We start from the raw sequence: 22659 nt of genomic DNA on the forward strand, positions 1-22659 counted from the left end.
GTCAAAGATAAATTAAAGTGTGTTTGTAAAGATGAAAAACACGCTGCAATGAACACAAAATGAGTTACAATTTAGTTAAAAAGTCTTTCGATCTGGGCGATGGCCGGATGATCGAAATTGAAACAGGCAAGCTGGCTAAGCAGGCAGATGGTTCTGTTGTGGTAAAGATGGGAGATACGATGTTATTGGCTACCGTTGTTTCTGCAAAGGAAGCGAAAGAAGGTGTCGATTTTCTTCCATTGTCTGTTGATTATCAGGAGAAATATGCTGCTACAGGCCGTATTCCGGGAGGCTTCCTTCGCCGTGAAGCCAGGTTGTCAGACTATGAGGTCCTGATCTCTCGTCTTGTAGACCGCGCTCTTCGTCCGATGTTTCCTGAAGATTATCATGCCGACACTCAGGTCATGATCAGTCTCATCTCTGCCGACAAGAACATTATGCCTGATTCTCTTGCAGGTCTGGCAGCTTCAGCTGCTCTTGCCGTTTCAGACATTCCTTTCAATGGTCCGATTTCAGAGGTTCGTGTAGCAAAGATCGATGGCAACCTGGTCATCAATCCTCACATGGATCAGTTGGAGCGCGCTACTCTCGAATTTATTGTAGCAGGTTCCGAGAACGATATCGTGATGGTAGAAGGGGAAGCAAAAGAAATTTCCGAAGAGGAGATGGTTGAAGCAATTGAATTTGCACACCAGGCCATCAAAGTTCAGGTTCAGGTTCAGAAAGAACTTACTGAAGCGGTTGGAAAGACGCAAAAGAGAGTTTACTCTCATGAGCACAGCAACCCTGAATTAAAGGAACGTGTATATGCTGAGACCTATCAGAAAGTATACGAGGTTGCCAAGTCAGGTTCTGCCAAGCACGAACGTTCTGAAAAGTTTGATGCAATCCAGAATGAGTTCCTCCTCACGCTGGGCGAAGAGGTTGACGATGTAACGAAATTCCTCGCGAAGAAGTATTTCCACGACGTGCAGTACGATGCAGTTAGAAACCTGATCCTTGATGAAGGGATTCGTCTCGACGGCCGCGATGTGAAAACTGTACGCCCGATCTGGAGTGAAGTTGGTTACCTGCCTGCAGCCCATGGTTCAGCAGTATTTACCCGTGGCGAAACCCAGTCGCTCACTACTGTTACGCTTGGAACCAAGCTGGATGAGCAGATGATCGACGGAGCCTTCATTAACGGCTTCCAGAAGTTTATCCTTCACTATAACTTCCCAAGTTTCTCGACAGGAGAAATTCGTCCTAACCGCGGTCCTGGTCGTCGTGAAATTGGTCACGGTAACCTGGCTCAGCGTTCTCTGAAGCAGGTTCTTCCTGTTGACGAAGAAAACCCATACACCATCCGTGTTGTTTCCGACATTCTGGAGTCAAACGGATCGTCTTCAATGGCAACTGTCTGCGCGGGTACCCTTGCCCTGATGGATGCAGGAGTGAAGATCAAGGCTCCGGTATCGGGTATCGCCATGGGACTTATCACCGACGAAAAGACCGGTAAATACGCCGTACTGTCTGATATTCTTGGTGACGAGGATCACCTTGGAGATATGGACTTTAAAGTGACCGGTACTGAAAACGGTATCGTGGGTTGCCAGATGGACTTAAAGATCAACGGTTTGCGTTGGGAAGTGCTGAGAAATGCCTTAAACCAGGCAAAAGACGGCCGTCTTCATATCCTCAATGAAATGAAGAAGACCCTTGATACACCTCGCACTGATCTTAAGCCTCATGCACCTCGCATTGTGGTCCTGAAGATCGACAAGGAATTCATCGGTGCTGTTATCGGCCCGGGTGGCAAGATCATCCAGGAGATGCAGCGTGAAACGAACACCACCATCACCATCGAAGAAAAAGACAATCAGGGCGTGGTGAGCATCTTTGCACCGGATAAGGGTGCCATCGACAAGGCTGTTCAACGTATTAAAGGCATCGTAGCTAAACCTGAGGTAGGAGAGATCTACGAAGGAAAAGTGAAGTCAATCATGCCTTTCGGTGCCTTTGTTGAAATCCTGCCAGGAAAAGATGGATTACTTCATATCTCAGAAATAGACTGGAAGCGTTATGAAACGATGGATGGTATATTCAAGGTGGGCGATGAAGTAAGAGTGAAATTGCTTGATATTGACAAGCAAGGAAAACTGAAACTTTCCAGAAAGGCGCTTCTTCCACGGCCTCCAAAGCCTGAGAATAAAGAGCAAAAGCCTTCTGAACAATAATAAAAGGCTTTTATCTCCTGCACTTACAGGCGGGGATGAAGCTAAGTTAAAGGTTCTGAGTAGCCTTTAAGGAATAAAGTACCAAGCACAAAAAAAGCCGCGATGAGCGGCTTTTTTTATTGGAAGTGTATTTGTTTTTCAAAGCCCAGGAAGAACATTCAAGCAAATTCATCTCCCGTTTGTGCGTGCAGCTCATGAATGTTTTTGTGTGAAAGTGTATCTGTTTTTTAATGGTACAAAGAACACTCAATCAAATTAATCTCCCGTTTGAGAGCGCAGCTCATGAATGTTTTTTGTGCGATTGTATTTGTCCTTCAAGGGGCACAAAGAACATTCACGCAAACACATCTTTCGTTTTTGTGTGCAGCTCAGAAATGTGTTATTGCCCGGCCTTGTGCCTGTTTTGATGCGGCCCCCTGTAAACTCCCCGTCCCTTCCTTGTTAACTACTGGCGATATGTTCTTCCCTGGTTCGGACCTGTAGTCTTTCAGCTTCTCTTCATCTTCGTCGTATGTCTGGCTTGTATGGGGGATCACTCCGGGTTGAGTGCGGGTTTTTACGGAAAAATCCGCACTCAACCCGCACTCAACCCGGACTCAGTCCGCACGCAGGGATAATCTGAAGCGAACTTGAAGCGAACCTGGTAATACCGAAGGGTATTGAATTTCTGCTGTGCCAGCATCCCTGGCGGAGCCTGAGATAAAGATAAATGCATATCTCCGCAAATGCCAGTGATGAAGAAAAAATTTGGTTCTGAAATATTTTTATCGTAATATTGCGATAGTTATGGGAGTTACAAAAGCTGAGATATTTTCTGCGGAGCAAAACAGGCTGGCTGTTATGTTGAAGGCGCTGGCGCATCCTGCACGGATTGCAATTCTCCAGGAGATCATCAAAAGCGACGCCTGTATTTGCGGAGATCTTGTGGAGGAGCTCGGCTTAGCGCAGGCAACGATCTCTCAGCACCTTAAGGAGTTAAAGAATGCGGGGATTATTCAGGGGACGATAGAAGGTGCGAGTATCTGTTATTGCATCAATCCGGAGACTTGGAAACAATTACAGGCGGAGCTGGGCGGCTTCTTTAGTTCGTACAAGAAAGTCACGTCCTGCTGTTAAAAAAATTTGGGGTCAACTATCGTAATATTACAATTAAAATAAAAATTTTATGAGAACTGAATCTGAAATGAAAGAGCTCGTCCGGCAGAAATACAGCGAGATCGCTCTGCAGGACAAGGAAACTAACCAGAGCTCCTGCTGCGGCTCGGGCTGCTGCTCTACGGAAGTCTATAACATTATGACCGACGACTATTCGGCTGTTGAAGGCTATCAGCCTGAGGCGGACCTTGGACTGGGCTGCGGGCTTCCTACTCAGTTTGCAAAGATCAGGAAAGGAGATGTGGTGATCGATCTGGGAAGCGGGGCTGGCAATGACTGCTTCGTGGCCCGGGCTGAGACGGGTGATGCCGGAAAGGTGATCGGCATCGACTTTACTCCGGCAATGATTGCAAAAGCACGTTTGAATGCCGAGAAGCTGGGCTACCATAACGTCGAGTTCCGCGAGGGGGATATCGAAAGCATGCCCGTATCTGCTAATATTGCTGATGTGATTGTGAGCAACTGTGTGCTGAACCTGGTGCCGAACAAGGATGCGGTGTTTAAGGAAATATTCAGAGTGTTAAAACCTGGCGGACATTTCTCTATCTCTGATGTTGTGCTAAGTGGGAATCTGCCTGAAGCGCTGGTAAAAGATGCAGAAATGTATGCGGGCTGTGTAGCCGGCGCGGTTCAGAAGGATAGTTATCTGGAGTTTATCAGGAAGAACGGCTTCGTTCATATCACGATCCAGAAGGAAAAAGCAATTATCATCCCCGATGATATATTAAGGAATTACATGCCGGCGGAAGAAATTGAGGCGTTCAGGAAGGGGAGCACGGGCATTTTCAGCGTCACCGTGTATGCAGAAAAGCCACTGCAGTCCAGCTCGTGCTGCACGCCGGGAGCAGGTTGTTGCTGATTTTTAGAAATTGTAGATTTATGCGTATCAAATGAAGAATATCCTTGTTTTGTGTACAGGAAACAGCTGCCGGAGTCAGCTGGCTGAGGGTTATCTCCGGCATTTCGCCGGCGATAGTGCTACTATTTACAGTGCTGGTATTGAGACTCATGGTGTGAATCCGAAGGCTGTGGCTGTTATGGGAGAAGACCATATTGATATTTCAGGACATACCTCCAACCGGGTGGACGAGTATTTGTCGGTACCATTCGATTACGTGATCACGGTGTGTGACCACGCTCAGGAGGTGTGCCCGTACTTTCCGGGGCATGTAGAGCGTTTTCATCACAACTTTCCTGATCCGGCAAAGGCAACAGGTACTCCGGAAGAAGTAATGCAGCAGTTCAGGCGTGTCCGCGACATGATTAAGATCTACTGCGCTGATTTTGTGTCGCGTCATTTACGTTCCTGATCAGCAATGAGCAGTCTCAATTGTGCTCCTGCCGCAGGCAGGAAGAAGCTCGGTTTTTTAGATCGATACCTTACACTGTGGATCTTCATGGCGATGGCGCTCGGCGTTGCCTTAGGTTACGCACTTCCTGGTGTGCCGGCAATGATCAACTCGTATTCAAGTGGAACCACTAACGTTCCGCTGGCGATCGGACTGATCCTCATGATGTACCCGCCACTGGCGAAGGTGCGCTATGAAAGCCTGGGAGAGGTGTTTAAGAATACGAGAGTGCTCAGCGCTTCCCTGCTGCTGAACTGGGTGATCGGCCCGTTGCTGATGTTTGTACTTGCCGTGCTGTTCCTGCACGACAAGCCCGACTATATGGTGGGCTTGATCCTGATCGGGCTGGCGCGGTGCATTGCCATGGTGATTGTGTGGAATGAACTGGCGGAGGGAAACCGGGAGTATGCCGCCGGTCTGGTTGCACTTAATAGCATCTTTCAGGTGCTGCTTTACAGTGTGTATGCCTACCTGTTGATTTCGGTGCTCTTGCCTGTCCTGGGTTACAAAGGGGCGGATGTGAGAATTGAGATGTCTGAAATAGCAAAGTCGGTCGGCATTTACCTGGGTGTGCCTTTTGCCGCCGGAGTGCTGAGCCGTCTGGTACTCATCAGAAGGAAGGGCGAGGAATGGTATCAAACGAAGTTTATTCCTTTTATTTCGCCCGTTACGCTCATCGCATTGTTGTTTACCATCGTGGTGATGTTCAGCCTGAAAGGGCAGCTGATCGTACAGATCCCCTTTGATGTAGTTCGTATTGCGCTTCCGCTGGTGGTCTACTTCGGCATCATGTTTTTCATCAGCTTTCTGATAGGGAAGAAGTTAGGTGCCGACTATTCGCAGAACGCTTCAATTGCCTTTACTGCTGCGGGCAACAACTTCGAACTTGCCATTGCTGTGGCTATCGGCGTTTTCGGTATTAACTCGGGACAGGCATTTGCGGGCGTGATCGGACCTTTGGTGGAGGTGCCGGCATTGATCGCACTGGTCAATGTTGCATTCCGCCTGCGCAACAGATATTATTTGAAAGGAAGCTGAGGAGATGCAGGCTCACTGCTAACTGGAGCCGGTCTGGTCGAGGCTTCTTGTCATCCAGATGTCGCAGCCGAAATGTCCGGAATTGCCCAGAGGTTCGTTTAACCTGCTGAATCCGAGCTTGCGGTAGAGCGATACGGCCTGGGCTAGTTCGGGCATGCTTTCAAGATAGACATGCTGGTAGCCAAGTTCTGCGGCGGCGGTCAGGCAGTGCTCAATAAGTTTGCTTCCCAGTCCCAATCCCCTCGTTTGTGGCAGCAGATAGAGCTTCACTAGTTCGCAGTACCCTGACGGGAGTCCTTCTGTGGGGTAGATGCCACAGCCGCCCAGCAGTTTTCCATCCGATTCTATTACGTAATAGGCCGAGCGGGGTGTGCTGAATAATGAATAGAGGTCGTCGGTAGTAGGGTCAAAGTAGACAGTTCCCGGTTTGTTGGCTCCGAACTCTTTTAATACAAGTCTGATTATCGCGGCGATCTCCCGATTATCTTTTGCTTCAGTCGTTCTGATGTGGTAGTGGTGCATGGCGCAAAGCTAAGGCTTGGTCCTGGAAAAAACCAGCGGAGGAAGCTAATGTGTGTGCTTTGGGGAATCGGCAGTCTTTATTGCCTGTCTGAAGCGTTGTTGAAGAGTGTGCCAGCTGGCCGCCCTATGCTTTTCACTATTCATTCTCTTAGCTAAACGCGCGATTCATATATCATGCCTGCCGGCGGCCTTATTTTCTGTAATTTCCATGCTCTTCGCAGTGCGCGCTGGCACTGTATCGAATGCGCCGGTAGCCCTATGCTTTCCGCGGTCGTTCTCCTGGCCAAAGGCGACGTCGTTGTATCAGGTGTACAGGAAGCCTGATGATCTCCTCGATTCCGACTAATGCAGGGACGGCCGCTGCTGCCGGGTGACGGACGGAAATAACTGCAATATCCGCTGCAAGCCTGTCTGAGAATCGAGTACGTTTAACTTCATCAGAAGCAGTGCGTCATCCGATATTTGCCATCCTAATGGAAGAACAGGCCAGCTTTGGTTGTTCTTTAGCTTAATGATGCGGGGACTGAACTGAAAATAGCCGATCCCTTCGCGGGATTGAACCAGCCGCAGTTGCTGGACCGACCGGTCTTTGACGCCTGCTGTCATCGCGAGGATGCCGATCAGCGGAGCGACCGGCTCATAAAGGTTCCTGGCACGCGCTAACGAGTCGCCGGTCTCAACACTGTTCGACAGGGACAGGAACTGTGGTCTGATATGTGTGAATACGGTGTCTTCTTGCGCCAGCTTCTTTAGTTCGCGAGCGAAGACCTGGTATACCTGAAGCGAAGTTTCTGTTCCGGAGTTATCGTAGGTGCCGCCGTCTGTGAAATGGTGTTTCCCTTTGAGTTTTCCTGTCGGACTCACATAAGGAAACCTGGCGCTCACGAAGGCTGCCGTGCTCATGGGAATGTCTTCATGTGGGGCAAGTCCGCTCCTCAGGATCACAACGGAGGGGAAATCGGCAGCCGCGAGCTTGACTGGCGCTGCTATGCCCTTGTATCCGTTGTCGATGTCGTACGTGTTGGAAAAGAAGAGGGGAAGGCGATATCCGCTGTTCTCCCATAAGGCAGAGAGGCTGTGTGCCAGTGGAATTTGATTCGGATTGGCGGTTTCCCAGTCCTGTTCCATCAGACGGGCGCGGTCGTCCCAGATGGAAAGACCGAAGGAGCCGGCAATAAAATCTCTCCCCAGAAGGGAAACAATGTCAGCGCTGAGATAATCCTTCTGATACACGGCCGTGATTGACGCACCCGGCCAAAGGAGGGAGGGACGGCTGTTATTGAGGAGACGCGCCGACCTCTCAGCTGTAAGAAGTGCAGCACCTATTGTGCCTCCCGAAGCGCCGGAGTAAGAAAAGATGTAGTCCTGAAACTCGTTGCTGAGGTAGTCAGGTATTGCTTTTCTTTTAAGGAGGCTGTCAATCGTTCCAACGATCATGGTGGTCCAGACTGTTGCACGGATGCCCCCTCCATAGGTGTTGACAAAAAAGACAGGGTATTGTTGCCCTTCTGCCGCAAGGCGTGCAACGGCAGCTTTTCGTCTTAGTATCCAGTTCCTGGCATAGGAGCTTAGCGAGTCTTCCTTCTGGCCGGTCTTTTTGGGTACAACTGTCATGTTATGATAATCGGTTATCCTGGTAGAGGCCACGTAAATGCCGATAAGCAGTAACATTGTCAGAAGCTTGATGTTGGTGCGTTTTCCGAAATATAACATCCAGGAAAAGAGCAGCAAATAGCCTGATACCCCAATTAAAACAACAGGCATTGTAAAAAAGCGGCCGTGGAGGGTAAGCGACCTGAGAAAGGGGGATAGTTGCAGAGAATAAAGAACAGGAGTGAAAGTAGCCCCGCCGTCATAATCCAGGGGGTGATAATCCAGTCGCGGATAACTGGAATACAGGTGCGCAGCGTGGCCAGGACCAGAAAAATGAGGGATAGCAAGAGCAGGTCGGCAAAGAGGAAGATGAGGAAGAAAGGCTGACGGTTCGACTCGAGGAAGCCGAGACCAGCAATGATGGCGATGGTCAGCAGGACGGTCAGCATCAATGCCTTTTTCCGGAAGCGGTTTCGGGGGTAATAGATCCGCTCGATCCACCGGTTGCGCAGTACCTGCGCATAAAGTAGGAGCAGCGCGAGAAAAATGCCGAGCGGGGGGATACCTGTGAACCAGTGCCCGATGTGGTAGTTGTTCATGGTCTGCAAGATGCCGGCGGCAGGGAGGAGGAAGGCCGCAGCGCCAAGCAGTCGCCCGGTGTCGAGGCTTGAACGCTGGCGGTTGATGTCGAGGGCAGCTGCAAATGACCGGTTGAGTGGAACTTGGCGGGCGTGGTCAACAAGCTTGGGGAGATGCCAGCAAAGAAGGGCAAGGATGACGGTGGCGGTCAGAAAGCAGGCGCAGGCCAGGCGGGACGTATTGATGGTGACCAGCAGATCCTGTCCCTGGTCGCTCACGAACAGGAGCAGGAAAAGCAGCAGCAGAACGATTAAAACGGTTCGGAAACGCCATGCGAACACAGCTCCTTTCCAGAGGTACCCGGAGCATTCTTTCAAGGCCTGAACGACTTTGCCCGTCAGGATCAGCTCCCGCATCAGGCAGAGCACTACTGCCAGCAGCAGGAGCCACTTTAGCGAGGCGAACAGTGCGATGTAAAGGGGATTCAGGCTGCCTTCGTTCAGCGCTCTCCCTGTGGCGAGGTTTTCCAGTAAGTTGGCTAAGGCAGCCGTAAACACTGCTGAGGCAAGTATACGGAGGCTCCTGTCGCCCATAGTCGCCATGCTCGCCTGTTCGCGCCAGTAATCGATCCTGAAGATGAGTGCAAGCAACAACAGGGTGTAAAATAAGATGAGTACCGGATCCTTCCTGTTTTGTTCTTTGGCTGTTTCTAGTGCGGTATAAGTCTTCACATAGGAGGTGTCTCTGCTGTATACACGTTGTTTTTCTTTCCCCGTTCTCCATTCTTTCAGGATCTGCTGCTGCGTTGCTTTATCAAACGTGAGCTGCCAGGAGATTGTGCCCATGGGAGCGGCCGGCGTTTTCAAGAGATAAGAGCGCCGGGACGTGATGCTCCAGGCAATGAGGAGCCCGACTGTTATGAGCAGCAGGTAAGAGCGGTAGTGTTTGTGCATGGCAGAGGTTTTACTTAAAATTAAGGAACAACAGCGAGATAAGCAACAGGCTCCGGATAACATGCTGCGGCGCAGCGGGAAGGGGGGATAATAGGTGCAGGTTCGGAAGATCCGGCTAATTATATTATTTTTGCGCTTTTAAAACAGCAACCCGCATGAGTCATTTAATTGCTCCTTCTGTTCTTGCCGCTAACTTTGCCGATCTGCGTTCAGATATTGAAATGGTGAATGAAAGTGCAGCCGACTGGTTTCACGTTGACATTATGGACGGAGTCTTCGTTCCGAACATCTCTTTTGGCTTTCCGGTTCTTGACGCCATCAGGCGTTACGCAAAGAAGCCCCTGGATGTTCACCTGATGATTGTAGATCCCGACCGGTACATTGAACAGTTTGCGGCGGCGGGAGCAGCGGTGATCACCGTGCATTACGAAGCTTGCAGGCATCTGCACCGGACAATAGGAGCCATCAGATCGTTGGGCTGCAGGGCAGGGGTGGCGCTTAATCCTCATACTCCCGTTTCTCTTCTTGACGATGTGCTGGAGGATCTGGACATGGTGCTGGTGATGTCTGTGAATCCCGGTTTCGGGGGACAGAAATTTATCAGCAGAACATACGAGAAGCTGCGCGCGCTTAAAGCGCTTGCTGCCGGCAGAAAAGATGATCTTCTGATTGAAGTGGACGGCGGGGTGAACCTGAGCAATGCCCCTGACCTGATTAATGCCGGTGCTAACGTGCTGGTAGCGGGTAATTTTGTGTTTTCCGCAGAAAATCCGGGTGAAGTAATAGGCAGTATGAAAGGAATTACGCCAGGCACTCGCTTAGCGTAAACTGCTGATTTTATTTTGTGCAAGTCTGTTTGTTTTTTATTGACCACAAAGAACACTCAGTCCGCTTTCCTCTTCCGTTTGAGAGCGCAGCTCATGGATGTTTTTCTTGAAACCTATTTGTTCATGGAATACATTAATGGTTTTTCAAAAGGCATTAATGAGATAGCTTTGGTAAGTTTAAGTGGTCAAGAAGAACACTCAGTCGGCTTTCATCTCTGTTTGTGCGTGCAGCTCAGGAATGTTTTTCGTCAAGACTTTTGATGCGGTAGGTGCAGCGCCTCTCTCCGGAGGCAATATGATCCATCCGCTCGATACTGACCTTGCTGCCCAGGATCTCTTTCAGGACGCGCATGTCTGACTCACAAAAGTGTTTACAGGAACTGGCAGCCGCTCCAATCGGGCAATTGTTCTCGAATAAAAGAAACTGTCCGTTCTGTTCTTTTTTAAACTCGGCCATATAGCCTTCATTGGTTCTGATGGCGGTGTAACCGGCAATAAGATCGTCGAGTTTGTTAAAGTCCTTCAGGATAGCCTTGTAGCGCTTTACTGTTTCTGCCTCGCGGGAGGTGATAACCACGTTGAGCGCTTCCTGACCGAGCTGTTCTTTGATGGTGTCGAGAAGTTCAACTGTCAGCGCAGCGTGGTTATTTGGGAAGGACGTATTAGCCTTGTCGGTTAATTCGTATACTTGCACCGGGCGTCCGACTCCCTTTGTGGAAGAGTTGTACCTAACCAGTCCCTCTTCAGACAAGCGGACCAGCTGCTGGCGGGCACCTTCGTTTGTAATGCCTAATTCTTCAGCAATCTCCTTTGCAGTGAGAGGCCCCCGTGTCTTTAAAAGCTGTAAGAATCTGTTAGGACGCATAAATATTTTTCCAAGTTTTTACTTGTTTAATTGCAAAAGTAGTAACTTTGTAACAAATAAAACTAAACTATTTTTTAAAAAAGTTATTAAAATATAGGTTATCCCTCTGATAATGAACGAGAAGAGGGTGTAATGTTTGAATTATGAGCAAAGATCAGGAGTTATTGGAATCGCTTGCCACCAGCGAATATGAATACGGGTTCAGCACCGATATTGAAATGGAGATGGCCCCAAGGGGCTTAAACGAGGATACTGTTCGCTACATTTCAGCAAAGAAGAATGAACCTGAATGGCTTCTGGAATGGCGTTTAAAGGCCTTGAAGCGCTTTCTGGAAATGGAGATGCCGGACTGGCAGAACTTCGATCTTCCCACGATAGATTTTCAGGAGATATCTTATTATGCAGCTCCGAAGAAGAAAAAACTGAATAGTTTAGACGAAGTGGATCCGGAGCTTCTGGAGACCTTTGAGAAGCTTGGAATTCCGCTGAACGAACAGAAGGTGCTGACAGGAGTGGCTGTGGATGTGGTTTTCGACAGCGTTTCGGTAGCTACTACGTTCAAGGAGAAGCTGGCAGAGAAGGGAGTGATCTTCTGTTCTTTCGGGGAGGCAGTTCAGAATCATCCTGAGCTTGTTAAGAAATACCTCGGTACGGTGGTCCCTCCGGGAGATAACATTTTTGCTGCGTTGAATTCGGCTGTTTTTTCTGACGGCTCATTCGCTTATATTCCGAAGGGAGTTCGTTGTCCGATGGAGCTGTCGACTTATTTCCGGATCAATGCGATGAACAGCGGGCAGTTTGAGAGGACCTTGATTGTGGCCGACGACAGCAGTTATGTCAGCTATCTGGAAGGGTGTACGGCTCCCATGCGTGATGAGAATCAGCTTCACGCTGCAGTAGTAGAGCTGATTGCACTCGATAATGCCGAGATCAAATATTCAACCGTGCAGAACTGGTATCCCGGAGACAAGGAAGGGAAAGGTGGTGTATACAACTTCGTGACGAAGCGGGGAATCTGTAAGGGCGATAATTCGAAGATTTCGTGGACGCAGGTGGAGACCGGTTCGGCCATCACCTGGAAATATCCGGGTGTGATCCTGAAAGGTGATAATTCTTCGGGAGAGTTTTACTCTGTTGCTATGACCCGTAATCACCAGCTGGCTGATACCGGTACCAAGATGATCCACCTGGGTAAGAATACCAAGAGCCGGATCATCTCAAAGGGGATCTCGGCAGGGAAAAGTCATAACAGTTACAGGGGCCTCGTCTCTATCGCGGCAAACGCGGAGAATGCCCGTAACTTTACCCAGTGCGACTCGTTACTGATCGGTGATAAATGCGGCGCACACACGTTCCCGTATATCGAAGGGAAGAACAGTACTTCTATTATAGAGCACGAAGCCACCACTTCGAAGATTGCGGAAGATCAGATCTTTTATCTGAATCAGCGGGGCATTGATACGGAGAAAGCGGTAGCGCTGATTGTGAATGGCTATGCCAGGGAAGTGCTGAATAACCTCCCCATGGAGTTCGCTGTGGAAGCCCAGAAGCTTCTTGCCATATCGCTTGATGGTAGTGTGGGGTAATTGGGTTGTGAGTTTTGAGTTGTAAGTTGTAGGTTGTAGGTTGTGAGAGCTGAAAGCTGAAGGCAGAAAGCTTAAAGCAGAAAGCTTAAAGCAGAAAGCGGTAGGCTCAAAGCGGAAGGCTGAAAGCTGATAGCCAAGAGCTAACGGCCAACAGCTAATCGCCAACCGCCAACAGCTGAAAGCTTACCGCTAATAATTGTTTAAAAACGTAAATAATCATATACGAAATGCTAAAAATTAATAATCTTCAAACTTCTGTAGAAGGGAAAGAGATTTTAAAAGGAATAAACCTGCAGGTGAATGCAGGGGAAATACACGCGATTATGGGACCGAACGGGTCCGGAAAGAGTACTCTTGCATCGGTTCTGGCTGGAAAAGAAAGCTATGAAGTGACAGGCGGAGAAGTGTTATTTGACGAAAAGGATCTTTTAGACATGTCTCCTGAAGACCGTGCCAGAGAGGGTTTGTTTCTTGCATTTCAGTATCCGGTAGAAATTCCGGGCGTATCGAATATCAACTTTTTAAAGACGGCCCTTTCTGAGATCCGGGCATACAGGGGCCTTGAGGCTCTAAGCTCAAAGGATTTTTTAAAGCTCCTGAAAGATAAGCAGGAGTTGGTAGAATTAAAGGCCTCTCTGGTGAACAGGTCTTTGAATGAAGGATTTTCGGGCGGTGAGAAAAAGCGAAATGAGATCCTGCAACTGGCGATGCTCGATCCCAAGCTGGCGATCCTGGATGAGACCGACTCGGGCCTTGACATTGATGCCCTGCGCATCGTGGCTAACGGCGTAAACAAGCTGAGGTCGCAGAATAATGCCTTTTTGGTGATCACGCACTATCAGCGTTTATTAGACTATATCGTTCCTGATTTTGTGCATATTCTTTATGATGGACGTATCATCAAATCGGGTACAAAAGAACTCGCTTTGGAGCTTGAAGAAAAAGGGTATGACTGGGTTAAAGACGAATTAAGTGCTCAGGCATCGCATTCTCTTTAATGTTTAGATCACACAAAATGGAAAAAGGAATATTCAATAATTTTTATCAATATCTTACTGCTTCTTTTGCCGGCCGGCAGGAAGTTCAGCGACTTAGCGAACCTGCATGGCTGACAGAGAAAAGAGAGGCGGCATTTGCCGTGTTCTCAGAAAAGGGACTTCCTTCGCGGAAGGATGAAGAGTGGAAGTATACCAATCTAGACCGGTTTATTTCACATGATTTTAAATTGCAGGGTGAAGATCACCCTGTTAAACTTTCGCTTGCAATGGACGAGCTTGAAGCCAGCAGGCTGGTGATCGTCAATGGAAAATTTCAGGCTGACCTGTCTGATCCGCTGCCCGATGGAATGAGCTTCCTTGAGGGTAGTGCGGCATTGGCAGACCCGCGCTTTGCAGGGAAGATTGGCTCTATTGCGACTGAGGACAGCGGGATACTGGCTATGAATACCGCTTTTTTTACCGACTTCAGCGTTCTGCACGTTGAGGCAAAGGCGGTGATAGAAAAGCCGGTACACCTGTCGCACATCTATACTGGTAATACGGCCGCGGCTTTTGTTCCCTACCGGACGCTGGTGATCGCCGAAAAGCTCAGTGAGGCTACGGTGATCGAAAGTTTTCATTCAGATGCAACAGCTCCGGTACTGGTGAGCTATGTCAATGAACAGCAGATCGATGAAGGCGCCGTATTTCATTCACATATGATCAATACCCTGGGTCAGAACGTCTGTTTCATCCAGCACAGAGAGGTGTATCAGTTTCGGAATAGTGTGCTGAATAATTCAAATATCTCCCTGAGCGACAACGTTCTTACCAGAAATGATCTGAACTTCCGCTTGAAGGAAAGCAATACGGAAACAAACCTCATCGGTGCTTATCTGGTGACTGGCGAGCAGCACGTGGATAATCATACGCTGGTGGATCATCAGATGCCGAATTGCAATAGCAGCGAGTTGTACAAGGGCATCCTGCAGGACAGATCCCGCGGGGTATTTAACGGGAAAGTATATGTACGCCCTGATGCGCAGAAGACCAATGCTTTTCAGCAAAACAATAACTTGTTGCTGAGTAATGAGGCTACGGTGAACAGCAAGCCGCAACTGGAAATATTTGCTGACGATGTGAAATGTTCTCATGGTTCAACTGTGGGACAGATGAACAAAGAAGCTCTCTTTTATTTGAAATCCAGAGGGATTGGAGAAGAGACTTCGCGCCGGCTGCTAATGGAAGCCTTCATCGTAGATGTGCTTTCGCAGATAGAGGTTCCTGCCCTAAGGGATTACGCCGAGGCTCTGCTGCATAAAAAATTACAAACAGAAAACCTGGTAATTGCCTAAATTACCGGGCTGGAGGATCAGACTCATGGAAGTAAACACCGAGAATATAGTAAAAGAGTTTTTGTACGGTGGCGAGCCAATTGCGAAGCAATTTCCGGCGCTGCATCAGTCGGTTTACGGAAAGCCGCTTGTCTATTTTGACAATGCCGCCACCACTCAGAAGCCTTACTCGGTTATTCATGCTATCAGCGACTACTATAGCACGATTAATAGCAACATCCACCGCGGCGTTCATCATCTTAGTCAGAAGGCAACGGATGCTTATGAAGTTTCAAGGAACGCGATCAAGTCGTTCATCAATGCAAGAAGCTCCAGTGAGGTGATCTTTACAAAAGGGACTACCGACGGGATCAATCTTATTGCCCAGGTGTTCGGCGAGTATGCGGTGAAGGAAGGCGACTCTGTGCTGATTTCGGCCATGGAGCATCACTCTAATATTGTACCCTGGCAGCTGATGTGCGACCGCACGGGTGCGATGCTGAAGGTGATTCCGATGAATGAGGATGGCGAGCTGATGATGGATGAGTTTGAGCGCCTGCTTGACGAAACGGTGAAAATAGTAGCGGTTACCTATGTGTCTAACACGCTTGGTACCATCAATCCGGTTAAAGAGATCATTCAGAAAGCACATGCGGCGGGGGCAGCTGTCCTTATTGATGCTGCGCAAGCCGTTCAGCATCTTCCGATCGACGTACAGGAGCTGGATTGTGACTTCCTGGCTTTTTCAGGACACAAAATGTACGGGCCTACAGGCATTGGAATTCTCTATGGGAAAGAAGAGTGGCTCGAAAAGCTTCCTCCTTATCAGGGGGAGGCGATATGATTAAGACGGTTACCTTTACGGGGACGGAGTACAACGAGCTGCCCTTTAAGTACGAAGCGGGAACTCCTCATATTGAGGGTGCTATTACCTTAAAAGCTGCTGTTGATTTTATCAACGAACTTGGGATCAATGAGATCTCACGGTTTGAAAACGGGCTGCTTCAGTATGCTACCTCGCTCATCTCTGAAATGCCTGAAGTAGGTGTTATCGGGACGGCGAAGTCGAAGACAAGTGCTTTGTCGCTCTCAGTACCGGGAGTGCATCCTTACGATGTAGGGGTCCTGTTAGATAAAATGGGGATAGCAGTGCGCACAGGGCACCATTGCACGCAGCCGGTGATGGATTTTTTCTGCATACCCGGCACAGTTCGGTTATCTCTGGCTATTTACAATACAACTGAGGAAATAGACTACTTCATAAGCTGCCTGAAAAGGACACTGAAAATGCTTATGTAAGTGAAATATATGCGATGACAATCAACGAAAAACAAGATGAGTTAATAGAGGAGTTTGAATACCTGACCGACTGGGTGGATAAGTATGAACAGATTATCCAGATCGGCAAGGAGCTCCCGGTGATTGATGAACAGTTTAAGCAGGATAAGTACATCATAAAAGGTTGCCAGTCTAAGGTGTGGCTTCACCCTGAATTCACGGATGGCAAGATCTACTTCACGGCTGACAGCGATGCTATCATTTCAAAGGGACTGGTTAGCTTGATCGTTCGGGTCCTTTCTGGCTTTACTCCTGAGGAGATTAAGAATGCTGATCTTTACTTTATCGATAAGATTGGCCTGAAGGAACATTTATCGCCCACTCGCTCTAATGGGCTCCTGGCGATGGTGAAGCAAATTAAACTATACGCGATTGCCTTCAGTCAACTCGCTTAGGCGATAGCAACGCGTCTGACGGCCGGAAAATTCGTTTGGTGAAAAGCATTGCAAGCTGCACATGGAGTGGGGGATTGAAGCTGATTGGGTGTTCTTTCTCGTTTTTGAAGACTTAGCGAATGATCTCATTGAGCCCGCTGAAAAACAATTAATAAAACTCAACGCGAACCCATATGATCATAGATGATAAAGCTGGCATAAAAGAAGGGGTTATAGAGAAGCTGAAAAGCGTTTTTGATCCCGAGATACCCGTGGATGTTTATGAGCTTGGTCTTATCTACGAGCTGCATACCTTTCCCGAGGGAATCGTTAAGATTGTCATGACCCTTACTGCGCCTGCCTGTCCGGCTGCGGATCAGATCTTGCGCGATGTGCAGGATGCGGTGGCCTCTCTGGATGGAGTAAAGGAAGTACGGGTAGAGATATCCTTTGATCCGCCCTGGGATAAATCTATGATGAGCGAAGACGCTAAGCTCGAACTTGGATTCTTCTAGTCTGTTTTCCTGCACGGCGTTAGTCGCGACAACCTTATCCGACTTTTTTTCGTCCGTAATTCCTGACCGGAGCGTACCCCTTGGTTTAAAATGGCTCTTTTTTGTGAAAGTCTAATTGTTTTTTAATGGCCACAAAGAACACTCAACCAGCTTTCATCTCCTGTGTGTGAGCGCAGCTCATGAGTGTATTTCTTGAAAAGTGTCTTTTGATGCCGTTTTTTCATTAATATGGTTGCGGCCGCAGCTTTTTCTCCCTTTATCCGTGTATTCATTTATTCTCTTATTAAACTTCCCGCCTTATCAATAATCCTGCCGTTTGGTGCAAAACGCCGCGTACTCCTTGGTAATCTTATTGCCCTAATTGTAATTTTATCAATGATGTTGGGGTTTGGTGGTTTGTAATTAGATGTTTCCCCATTTTTTTATTGAATTTATGATGAAATGGCAAAAAATATGTTCTTTGTTATAAAATTGTTTTTTGTATTCGTTTTTTTATGTCAAAGTTGCCATATTTGAAACTATTATTTCTGAAATCATCAAAAAATGGCAACAAAATTAGAGTACATTTGGCTTGACGGCTATAAACCCACACAAAGCCTGCGCAGTAAAACAAAAATTGTAAAGAATTTTAGTGGTAAATTAGAAGATTGCCCGCTTTGGAGCTTCGATGGTTCTTCTACAGAACAGGCTCCGGGAGGATCGTCTGACTGTGTTTTAAAACCTGTGTTTATTTGTCCTGATCCGCAGCGTAAAGATGCTTTCCTTGTTATGTGTGAAGTACTGACTGCTGATGGCACTCCTCATGAGTCTAACGGTCGCGCTTTAATTGATGATGATGATAATGATTTCTGGTTTGGCTTTGAACAGGAATATTTCCTTTGGGATCCGGAAACAAATAAGCCCCTTGGTTTTCCTGTAAACGGTTACCCGGCTCCGCAAGGCCCTTACTACTGTTCAGTAGGAGCGAAGAATGCTTTTGGCAGGGAGATCGTTGAAGAGCATCTGGATGCCTGTCTTGACGCCGGCCTGAATGTTGAAGGTATTAATGCCGAGGTAGCTGCAGGGCAGTGGGAATTCCAGATCTTTGCAAAGGGTGCTAAAGAAGCTGGAGACCAGATCTGGATCGGTCGTTACCTCCTCGAAAGAATTGGTGAAAAATATGGAGTGTCCATTAACTGGCACTGTAAACCGCTCGGTACTCTTGACTGGAACGGGTCAGGAATGCACGCTAACTTCTCAAATTCTGTTTTGAGAACAGCTGGCAATAAGGAAACTTATGATAAAATATGTGAAGCATTCCGTCCTGTAGTAAAGGAACACATTGAAGTGTATGGTGCTGACAATCATCTGCGCTTGACCGGAAAGCATGAAACTGCTTCTATTCACGACTTCAGCTATGGTGTGTCTGACAGAGGTGCTTCAATTCGTATTCCTCTGGCTACCGTAGAAAGAGGCTGGAACGGTTATCTGGAAGATCGTCGTCCTAACTCTGCAGCAGATCCGTATAAAGTAGCTGCAAGGATTATCAAGACGGTGAAGTCGGCTATCGTTTAAGTGTATATTTATTAGTTTTTAGATCCCCCGGCATTACCTGACGGGGGATTTTTTTGTCGTACTGATTGGGTTACTAAGCCTGCAACTTGTTTTTTTAAGGCTGTTAGTGAAATCGCTTCGCGTAGTCATAGACATCATAACTTGCTTTTTGGTTTAGCTGCGGAGATGTGAACACGGGCCTGATTACACGAACAAACACATTCGGCACCGCGTGCCGGGGCCCAAAGCCTTCATAGTCGTCTAATGTGGGGATGATTTGATTCGGGGTAGCGAGCGCATAAAGGTTGTCTGAATCGAGTAGTCGCTGCAGGAATCTATTGCAGCAGGATAGTCGCCGCATCAAAGAGAAGCCCTCGCATTTTTCCCTGCCAGGAAAGTGAGAATTTGCTTTCAGGTTTTGCCGTAGGTGTTTTTTGGATCGGGCAGCGTTCCGTATGCGAAGAGAATGTGGTGGCCATGTATTGCGATAATAACAAAAACTTCTGTCAGTTCAACGATTGTTATTACCTTAATAGCTGCATAAACAAAGTCGTAATTGAGGCCAGTGTCTTCTCAGAATAAGATAAAATGGATAAAGCACAAATCGTAAAGTATCTGCTGGATCATGATATTCAAAAAGTAAAGTTTGCGTTTGCCGATATTGACGGCATTCTGAGGGGGAAGACCATACACCGGAAGAAATTTATTGATGGTCTGGACGAGGGATACGGGTTTTGCGATGTTGTATTCGGCTGGGATAGCTCAGATGTGATCTACGATAATGCGGCGGTAACAGGATGGCACACCGGTTTTCCTGATCGGTTATGCCGTATTGATCTGAATACTTTTCGTACCATCCCCTGGGAGCAGGATCTTCCTTTTTTCCTTGCTGATTTTGGCACGGGAGATGGGGGAGGTCTTCCGGTCTGCCCGAGAACGCTCTTAAGGCGTATCGAGAAGGAATGTGAGGATGCAGGCTTTCATCCTGAGTTTTCTCAGGAGTTCGAGTGGTTCAATTTCAAGGAGAGTCCCGACTCGCTGCAGGATAAGGATTTCAACGGCCTGCGGCCCCTTAGTCCGGGCATGTTTGGATACTCCATATTAAGGCCTTCGCAGCATTCGGCCTTTTATCACGATGTTTTTGACCTTCTGGGTCGCTTCGATATTATCCTGGAAGGCTTGCATACCGAGACGGGGCCCGGCGTATATGAAGCTGCTATTCTTCATAGTAAAGTCTTGCGGTCTGCGGACAAGGCCGTACTGTTCAAGTCGGGAGTAAAGGAGATTGCTTCGCGTCACGGCATTGTTGCTTCCTTCATGGCCAAGTGGAATGCGGAGCTCCCTGGCTGCAGCGGCCATATCCATCAGAGTCTTTGGAGCAGCGATCAGAAGAAAAATCTTTTTTATGAGGCAGGGGCGTCGGATCGCATCAGTGAGCTTTTCAGGCATTACATAGCAGGACAGCTCTATTGTTTGCCGCATATTTTGCCGATGTTCGCGCCGACCGTAAACAGCTTCAAGCGTTTGGTTGAAGGGACATGGGCACCTACAACTCTGAGCTGGGGCTACGATAACCGCACGACTGCTTTGCGGGCGCTAAATGGAACAGAAAAGAGCGCGAGGCTGGAAACACGGGTGCCGGGATCGGACTGCAATCCCTATCTGGCAATGGCTGCAGCGTTGGCCTCAGGTCTGTATGGCATTAAAAATAAGCTTTCCCTCGAAATTCAGGCAACAAAGGGCAACGCATATCAGGAGAAGGATGTGCAACGTCTGCCTTCTAACCTCGGGGCGGCCACAGAGGCGATGAGTAATTCGACGATTGCTTCTGACCTGTTCGGAAAGGCATTTGTAGAGCATTTTACGGCCACACGTATGTGGGAGTGGAGTCAATACGAAAAGCAGGTGAGTAAGTGGGAGTTAAAACGATATTTCGAAGGCATTTAACAAATAAGACAGCTATGGAAAGGTCCTGGTGATCTTTCGTCTTGTTAATCAAATATGGATCATTTAAGGGTTATAAAGAAAGCCTGGAAAGAGTATGACGCTTCTAAAACGATCTACAAAATTCAGGATATCAGTGCGATGGTTTCTACTAATCACGTCTTCAGGATCACTTTTGACGATGAAGATATCGTGATAGCCAAGCTTTCTTACTTTGGAAAGTATGAGCATTTTAAGGAGGATCACCGCATTATTCATTCTCTGGCCAACAATCTGCTTTACCCCTTTGAAAACCTGCTGGCTAAATCATTATTGAAGAACAACCGGGTTTTTACCTACCGGTATAAAACGGCCTCGACAGACGCATGGGTGGTGTTTTACAATCCGGTAAGGGTTCAGAAGCGACTTCCAAGACGATTATCGGAGGCTCATATCCGAAAGTTCGGACAGCAGATCGGCAAGTTTCATAAATCCTGTTCCCGTATCAGGAACGTACTGCCCAAATCTTCGAAAACCTTGAGTACTGATATATCGGTGCTTTTGAGACAGCTAAACAGCAGAAAGAAATCGTCTTTCAGCGATGAGCAGCGTGATGTTTTGAGGCATCACTGCGAGTTATTTCAGAAAAACCGCCTGTTATATAAGGCCGACAAGTTTGAGACCATCCCGGTGTTCATTGACTGGAACATCGGAAATTTCTCGGTCACCTCGAGCCTGAAGCTCTACTCGCGATGGGACTATGACTGGTTCAGGATGAGCAGCCGCATGATGGATTTTTATTTTTTTGCGCGGGTAGTTTCGGATATAGGTGACCGGACCGTCTTTAGCTATCTCATAGGACCTATGATGGAAGACCGCTTCGTTCTTTTTCTTGAAGAGTATCATAAAGTAAATCCCCTCACGGCAAACGAACTTCGTTTTCTAAAAGAAGTTTACCGCTTTTTTATCCTGAATTATGTGATCAAGGACGGAAACTATTTCTTTAGTCCGCAGTATGCCACGAAGCTTCAGTCGGAAGCTTTCGATACCTACCTGCCTTCAATTGAGAAAGAATTTGATTCGGAAAAGTTGATTTCAGCTTTAAAGCTTAAGTAAAGTCAGTATTCATGAACAGTACACAATTGTTTGAAGAAGTAGTGGATCCTTACAAAGTAGTCTTTTTTGATGCCTTTGGTGTCCTGAAGAACTACAAGGGCCTGATGCCAGGAGTAGAGAAAACGTTTGAATACCTGGAGCAGCGGCAGAAAGAATTCTTTATTGTCACGAATGACGCTTCCAGAAGCCCTGCGCAGTTAGCGGAGAAATATCATCAGATGGGCCTGAGCGCTATCACTGAAGATCGTATCATTTCTTCAGGGATGCTGGCCAGGGAGTACCTCGACCTGAAAGTGAACGAAGGGATTGTTGCCTTTTTAGGCACTGCTGATTCTGCACATTATATTGAAAGACCCGGCCTGATAACCCTGCCGGTATCAGAGGTCAATGACGATAATATTTCAGAGGTAAGTGCGCTCGTGTTTCTTGACGACGAGGGGTTTGACTGGTCTGGCGACTTAAATAAGACCGTTAATCTGCTCAGAAAGCGCACTATTCCGACCATTGTTGCCAATACAGACGATGCGTATCCCATGAACGCCAGTGAGGTTTGCATTGCCGTGGGCAGTTTGGCTACGATGATTGAAACGATTGTAGGAAAGGAATTTATTCGCTTCGGGAAACCCGACTCGCAAATGTTCATGTTTGCCTACGAGCTGGTGAGAGAACGGACAGGTGTGAACAAGAAAGATATTGTAATGGTAGGCGATACACTTCACACCGATATATTAGGTGGCAATAAGTTCGGACTGGATACTATTCTGGTCCTGTCAGGAAATACGCTCTCTACAGAAGCTGAAACCAGGATCAGCAGCACCGGGATCATTCCAACCTACATTTGCTCATCAGCGGTCATTCAGCAGTAA

The 22659-nt window shown here is 47.8% G+C and carries 19 protein-coding genes and 1 pseudogene; 16 read left to right on the forward strand and 4 right to left on the reverse strand.

The genetic code is table 11. From position 1 onward, the window contains the following. The first annotated feature begins 59 nt into the window (after nucleotides 1-59). The 5 genes from pnp to arsB all read left to right on the forward strand — a co-directional run bounded on the left by pnp (nucleotide 60) and on the right by arsB (nucleotide 5758). Nucleotides 60-2216 carry a polyribonucleotide nucleotidyltransferase gene (gene pnp, locus ACES2C_RS15265; RefSeq protein WP_374163943.1) on the forward strand — a complete coding sequence of 719 codons (2157 nt, stop codon included), beginning with the start codon at nucleotides 60-62 and terminating at the stop codon, nucleotides 2214-2216. A gap of 786 nt (nucleotides 2217-3002) precedes the next feature. Beyond that, the gene (locus ACES2C_RS15270) at nucleotides 3003-3332 is read left to right on the forward strand and encodes an ArsR/SmtB family transcription factor (protein ID WP_374163944.1); all 330 of its coding nucleotides are present in this window, start codon (nucleotides 3003-3005) and stop codon (nucleotides 3330-3332) included. Nucleotides 3333-3381: 49 nt separating this feature from the next. Beyond that, nucleotides 3382-4230: an arsenite methyltransferase gene (locus tag ACES2C_RS15275; RefSeq protein WP_374163945.1), complete on the forward strand. Its 849-nt coding sequence runs from the start codon at nucleotides 3382-3384 to the stop codon at nucleotides 4228-4230. A 31-nt stretch (nucleotides 4231-4261) separates the two neighbouring features. Then, complete coding sequence (locus ACES2C_RS15280; protein ID WP_374163946.1) at nucleotides 4262-4681, forward strand: arsenate reductase ArsC; 420 nt, start codon at nucleotides 4262-4264, stop codon at nucleotides 4679-4681. Nucleotides 4682-4687: 6 nt separating this feature from the next. Then, nucleotides 4688-5758, forward strand: coding sequence for an ACR3 family arsenite efflux transporter (gene arsB, locus ACES2C_RS15285; protein WP_374163947.1), 1071 nt, complete (start codon nucleotides 4688-4690; stop codon nucleotides 5756-5758). Between the two features lie 18 nt (nucleotides 5759-5776). On the opposite strand, the gene ACES2C_RS15290 is transcribed toward arsB, so the two are convergent. The 3 genes from ACES2C_RS15290 to ACES2C_RS15300 all read right to left on the reverse strand — a co-directional run bounded on the left by ACES2C_RS15290 (nucleotide 5777) and on the right by ACES2C_RS15300 (nucleotide 9405). Beyond that, on the reverse strand, nucleotides 5777-6280 hold the full coding sequence (locus ACES2C_RS15290; RefSeq protein WP_374163948.1) for a GNAT family N-acetyltransferase: 504 nt from the start codon (nucleotides 6278-6280) through the stop codon (nucleotides 5777-5779). A 342-nt stretch (nucleotides 6281-6622) separates the two neighbouring features. Next, nucleotides 6623-8044: a hypothetical protein gene (locus ACES2C_RS15295; protein ID WP_374163949.1), complete on the reverse strand. Its 1422-nt coding sequence runs from the start codon at nucleotides 8042-8044 to the stop codon at nucleotides 6623-6625. Further along, the gene (locus tag ACES2C_RS15300) at nucleotides 8029-9405 is read right to left on the reverse strand and encodes a hypothetical protein (RefSeq protein ID WP_374163950.1); all 1377 of its coding nucleotides are present in this window, start codon (nucleotides 9403-9405) and stop codon (nucleotides 8029-8031) included. The genes ACES2C_RS15295 and ACES2C_RS15300 overlap by 16 nt, the downstream gene beginning before the upstream one ends. Before the next feature lie 155 nt (nucleotides 9406-9560). On the opposite strand from ACES2C_RS15300, the gene rpe reads away from it, so the two are divergent. Beyond that, nucleotides 9561-10232, forward strand: a complete 672-nt coding sequence (rpe, locus tag ACES2C_RS15305) for a ribulose-phosphate 3-epimerase (RefSeq protein ID WP_374163951.1) — start codon at nucleotides 9561-9563, stop codon at nucleotides 10230-10232. Nucleotides 10233-10464: 232 nt separating this feature from the next. Here rpe and ACES2C_RS15310 read toward each other — a convergent pair whose 3' ends face one another. Continuing rightward, on the reverse strand, nucleotides 10465-11097 hold the full coding sequence (locus ACES2C_RS15310; protein ID WP_374163952.1) for a helix-turn-helix transcriptional regulator: 633 nt from the start codon (nucleotides 11095-11097) through the stop codon (nucleotides 10465-10467). 143 nt (nucleotides 11098-11240) lie between these two features. Here ACES2C_RS15310 and sufB point away from each other — a divergent pair, with 143 nt between their 5' ends. The 10 genes and pseudogenes from sufB (at nucleotide 11241) to ACES2C_RS15360 (ending at nucleotide 22659) form a co-directional block, all read left to right on the forward strand. Continuing rightward, nucleotides 11241-12683 (forward strand): Fe-S cluster assembly protein SufB, encoded by a 1443-nt coding sequence (gene sufB / locus ACES2C_RS15315; protein ID WP_374163953.1) that lies wholly within the window; start codon nucleotides 11241-11243, stop codon nucleotides 12681-12683. 227 nt (nucleotides 12684-12910) lie between these two features. After that, the gene (gene sufC, locus ACES2C_RS15320; RefSeq protein ID WP_374163954.1) at nucleotides 12911-13681 is read left to right on the forward strand and encodes a Fe-S cluster assembly ATPase SufC; all 771 of its coding nucleotides are present in this window, start codon (nucleotides 12911-12913) and stop codon (nucleotides 13679-13681) included. A gap of 17 nt (nucleotides 13682-13698) precedes the next feature. Continuing rightward, complete coding sequence (gene sufD / locus ACES2C_RS15325; protein WP_374163955.1) at nucleotides 13699-15015, forward strand: Fe-S cluster assembly protein SufD; 1317 nt, start codon at nucleotides 13699-13701, stop codon at nucleotides 15013-15015. 25 nt (nucleotides 15016-15040) lie between these two features. Further along, nucleotides 15041-16293 (forward strand): annotated as a pseudogene (locus tag ACES2C_RS15330) (aminotransferase class V-fold PLP-dependent enzyme). 14 nt (nucleotides 16294-16307) lie between these two features. Then, nucleotides 16308-16727 (forward strand): SufE family protein, encoded by a 420-nt coding sequence (locus ACES2C_RS15335; protein WP_374163956.1) that lies wholly within the window; start codon nucleotides 16308-16310, stop codon nucleotides 16725-16727. A 173-nt stretch (nucleotides 16728-16900) separates the two neighbouring features. Beyond that, nucleotides 16901-17221, forward strand: a complete 321-nt coding sequence (locus ACES2C_RS15340; protein ID WP_374163957.1) for a metal-sulfur cluster assembly factor — start codon at nucleotides 16901-16903, stop codon at nucleotides 17219-17221. A 543-nt stretch (nucleotides 17222-17764) separates the two neighbouring features. Then, the gene (locus tag ACES2C_RS15345) at nucleotides 17765-18775 is read left to right on the forward strand and encodes a glutamine synthetase beta-grasp domain-containing protein (RefSeq protein ID WP_374163958.1); all 1011 of its coding nucleotides are present in this window, start codon (nucleotides 17765-17767) and stop codon (nucleotides 18773-18775) included. A gap of 567 nt (nucleotides 18776-19342) precedes the next feature. Then, nucleotides 19343-20701, forward strand: a complete 1359-nt coding sequence (locus tag ACES2C_RS15350; protein ID WP_374163959.1) for a glutamine synthetase family protein — start codon at nucleotides 19343-19345, stop codon at nucleotides 20699-20701. Between the two features lie 54 nt (nucleotides 20702-20755). Continuing rightward, on the forward strand, nucleotides 20756-21793 hold the full coding sequence (locus ACES2C_RS15355) for a hypothetical protein (protein ID WP_374163960.1): 1038 nt from the start codon (nucleotides 20756-20758) through the stop codon (nucleotides 21791-21793). Nucleotides 21794-21804: 11 nt separating this feature from the next. Further along, entirely contained in the window at nucleotides 21805-22659 is an 855-nt protein-coding gene (locus tag ACES2C_RS15360) for an HAD-IIA family hydrolase (protein ID WP_374163961.1), read from the forward strand.

The organism is Arcticibacter sp. MXS-1, from assembly GCF_041902385.1.
Taxonomy (GTDB): domain Bacteria; phylum Bacteroidota; class Bacteroidia; order Sphingobacteriales; family Sphingobacteriaceae; genus Arcticibacter.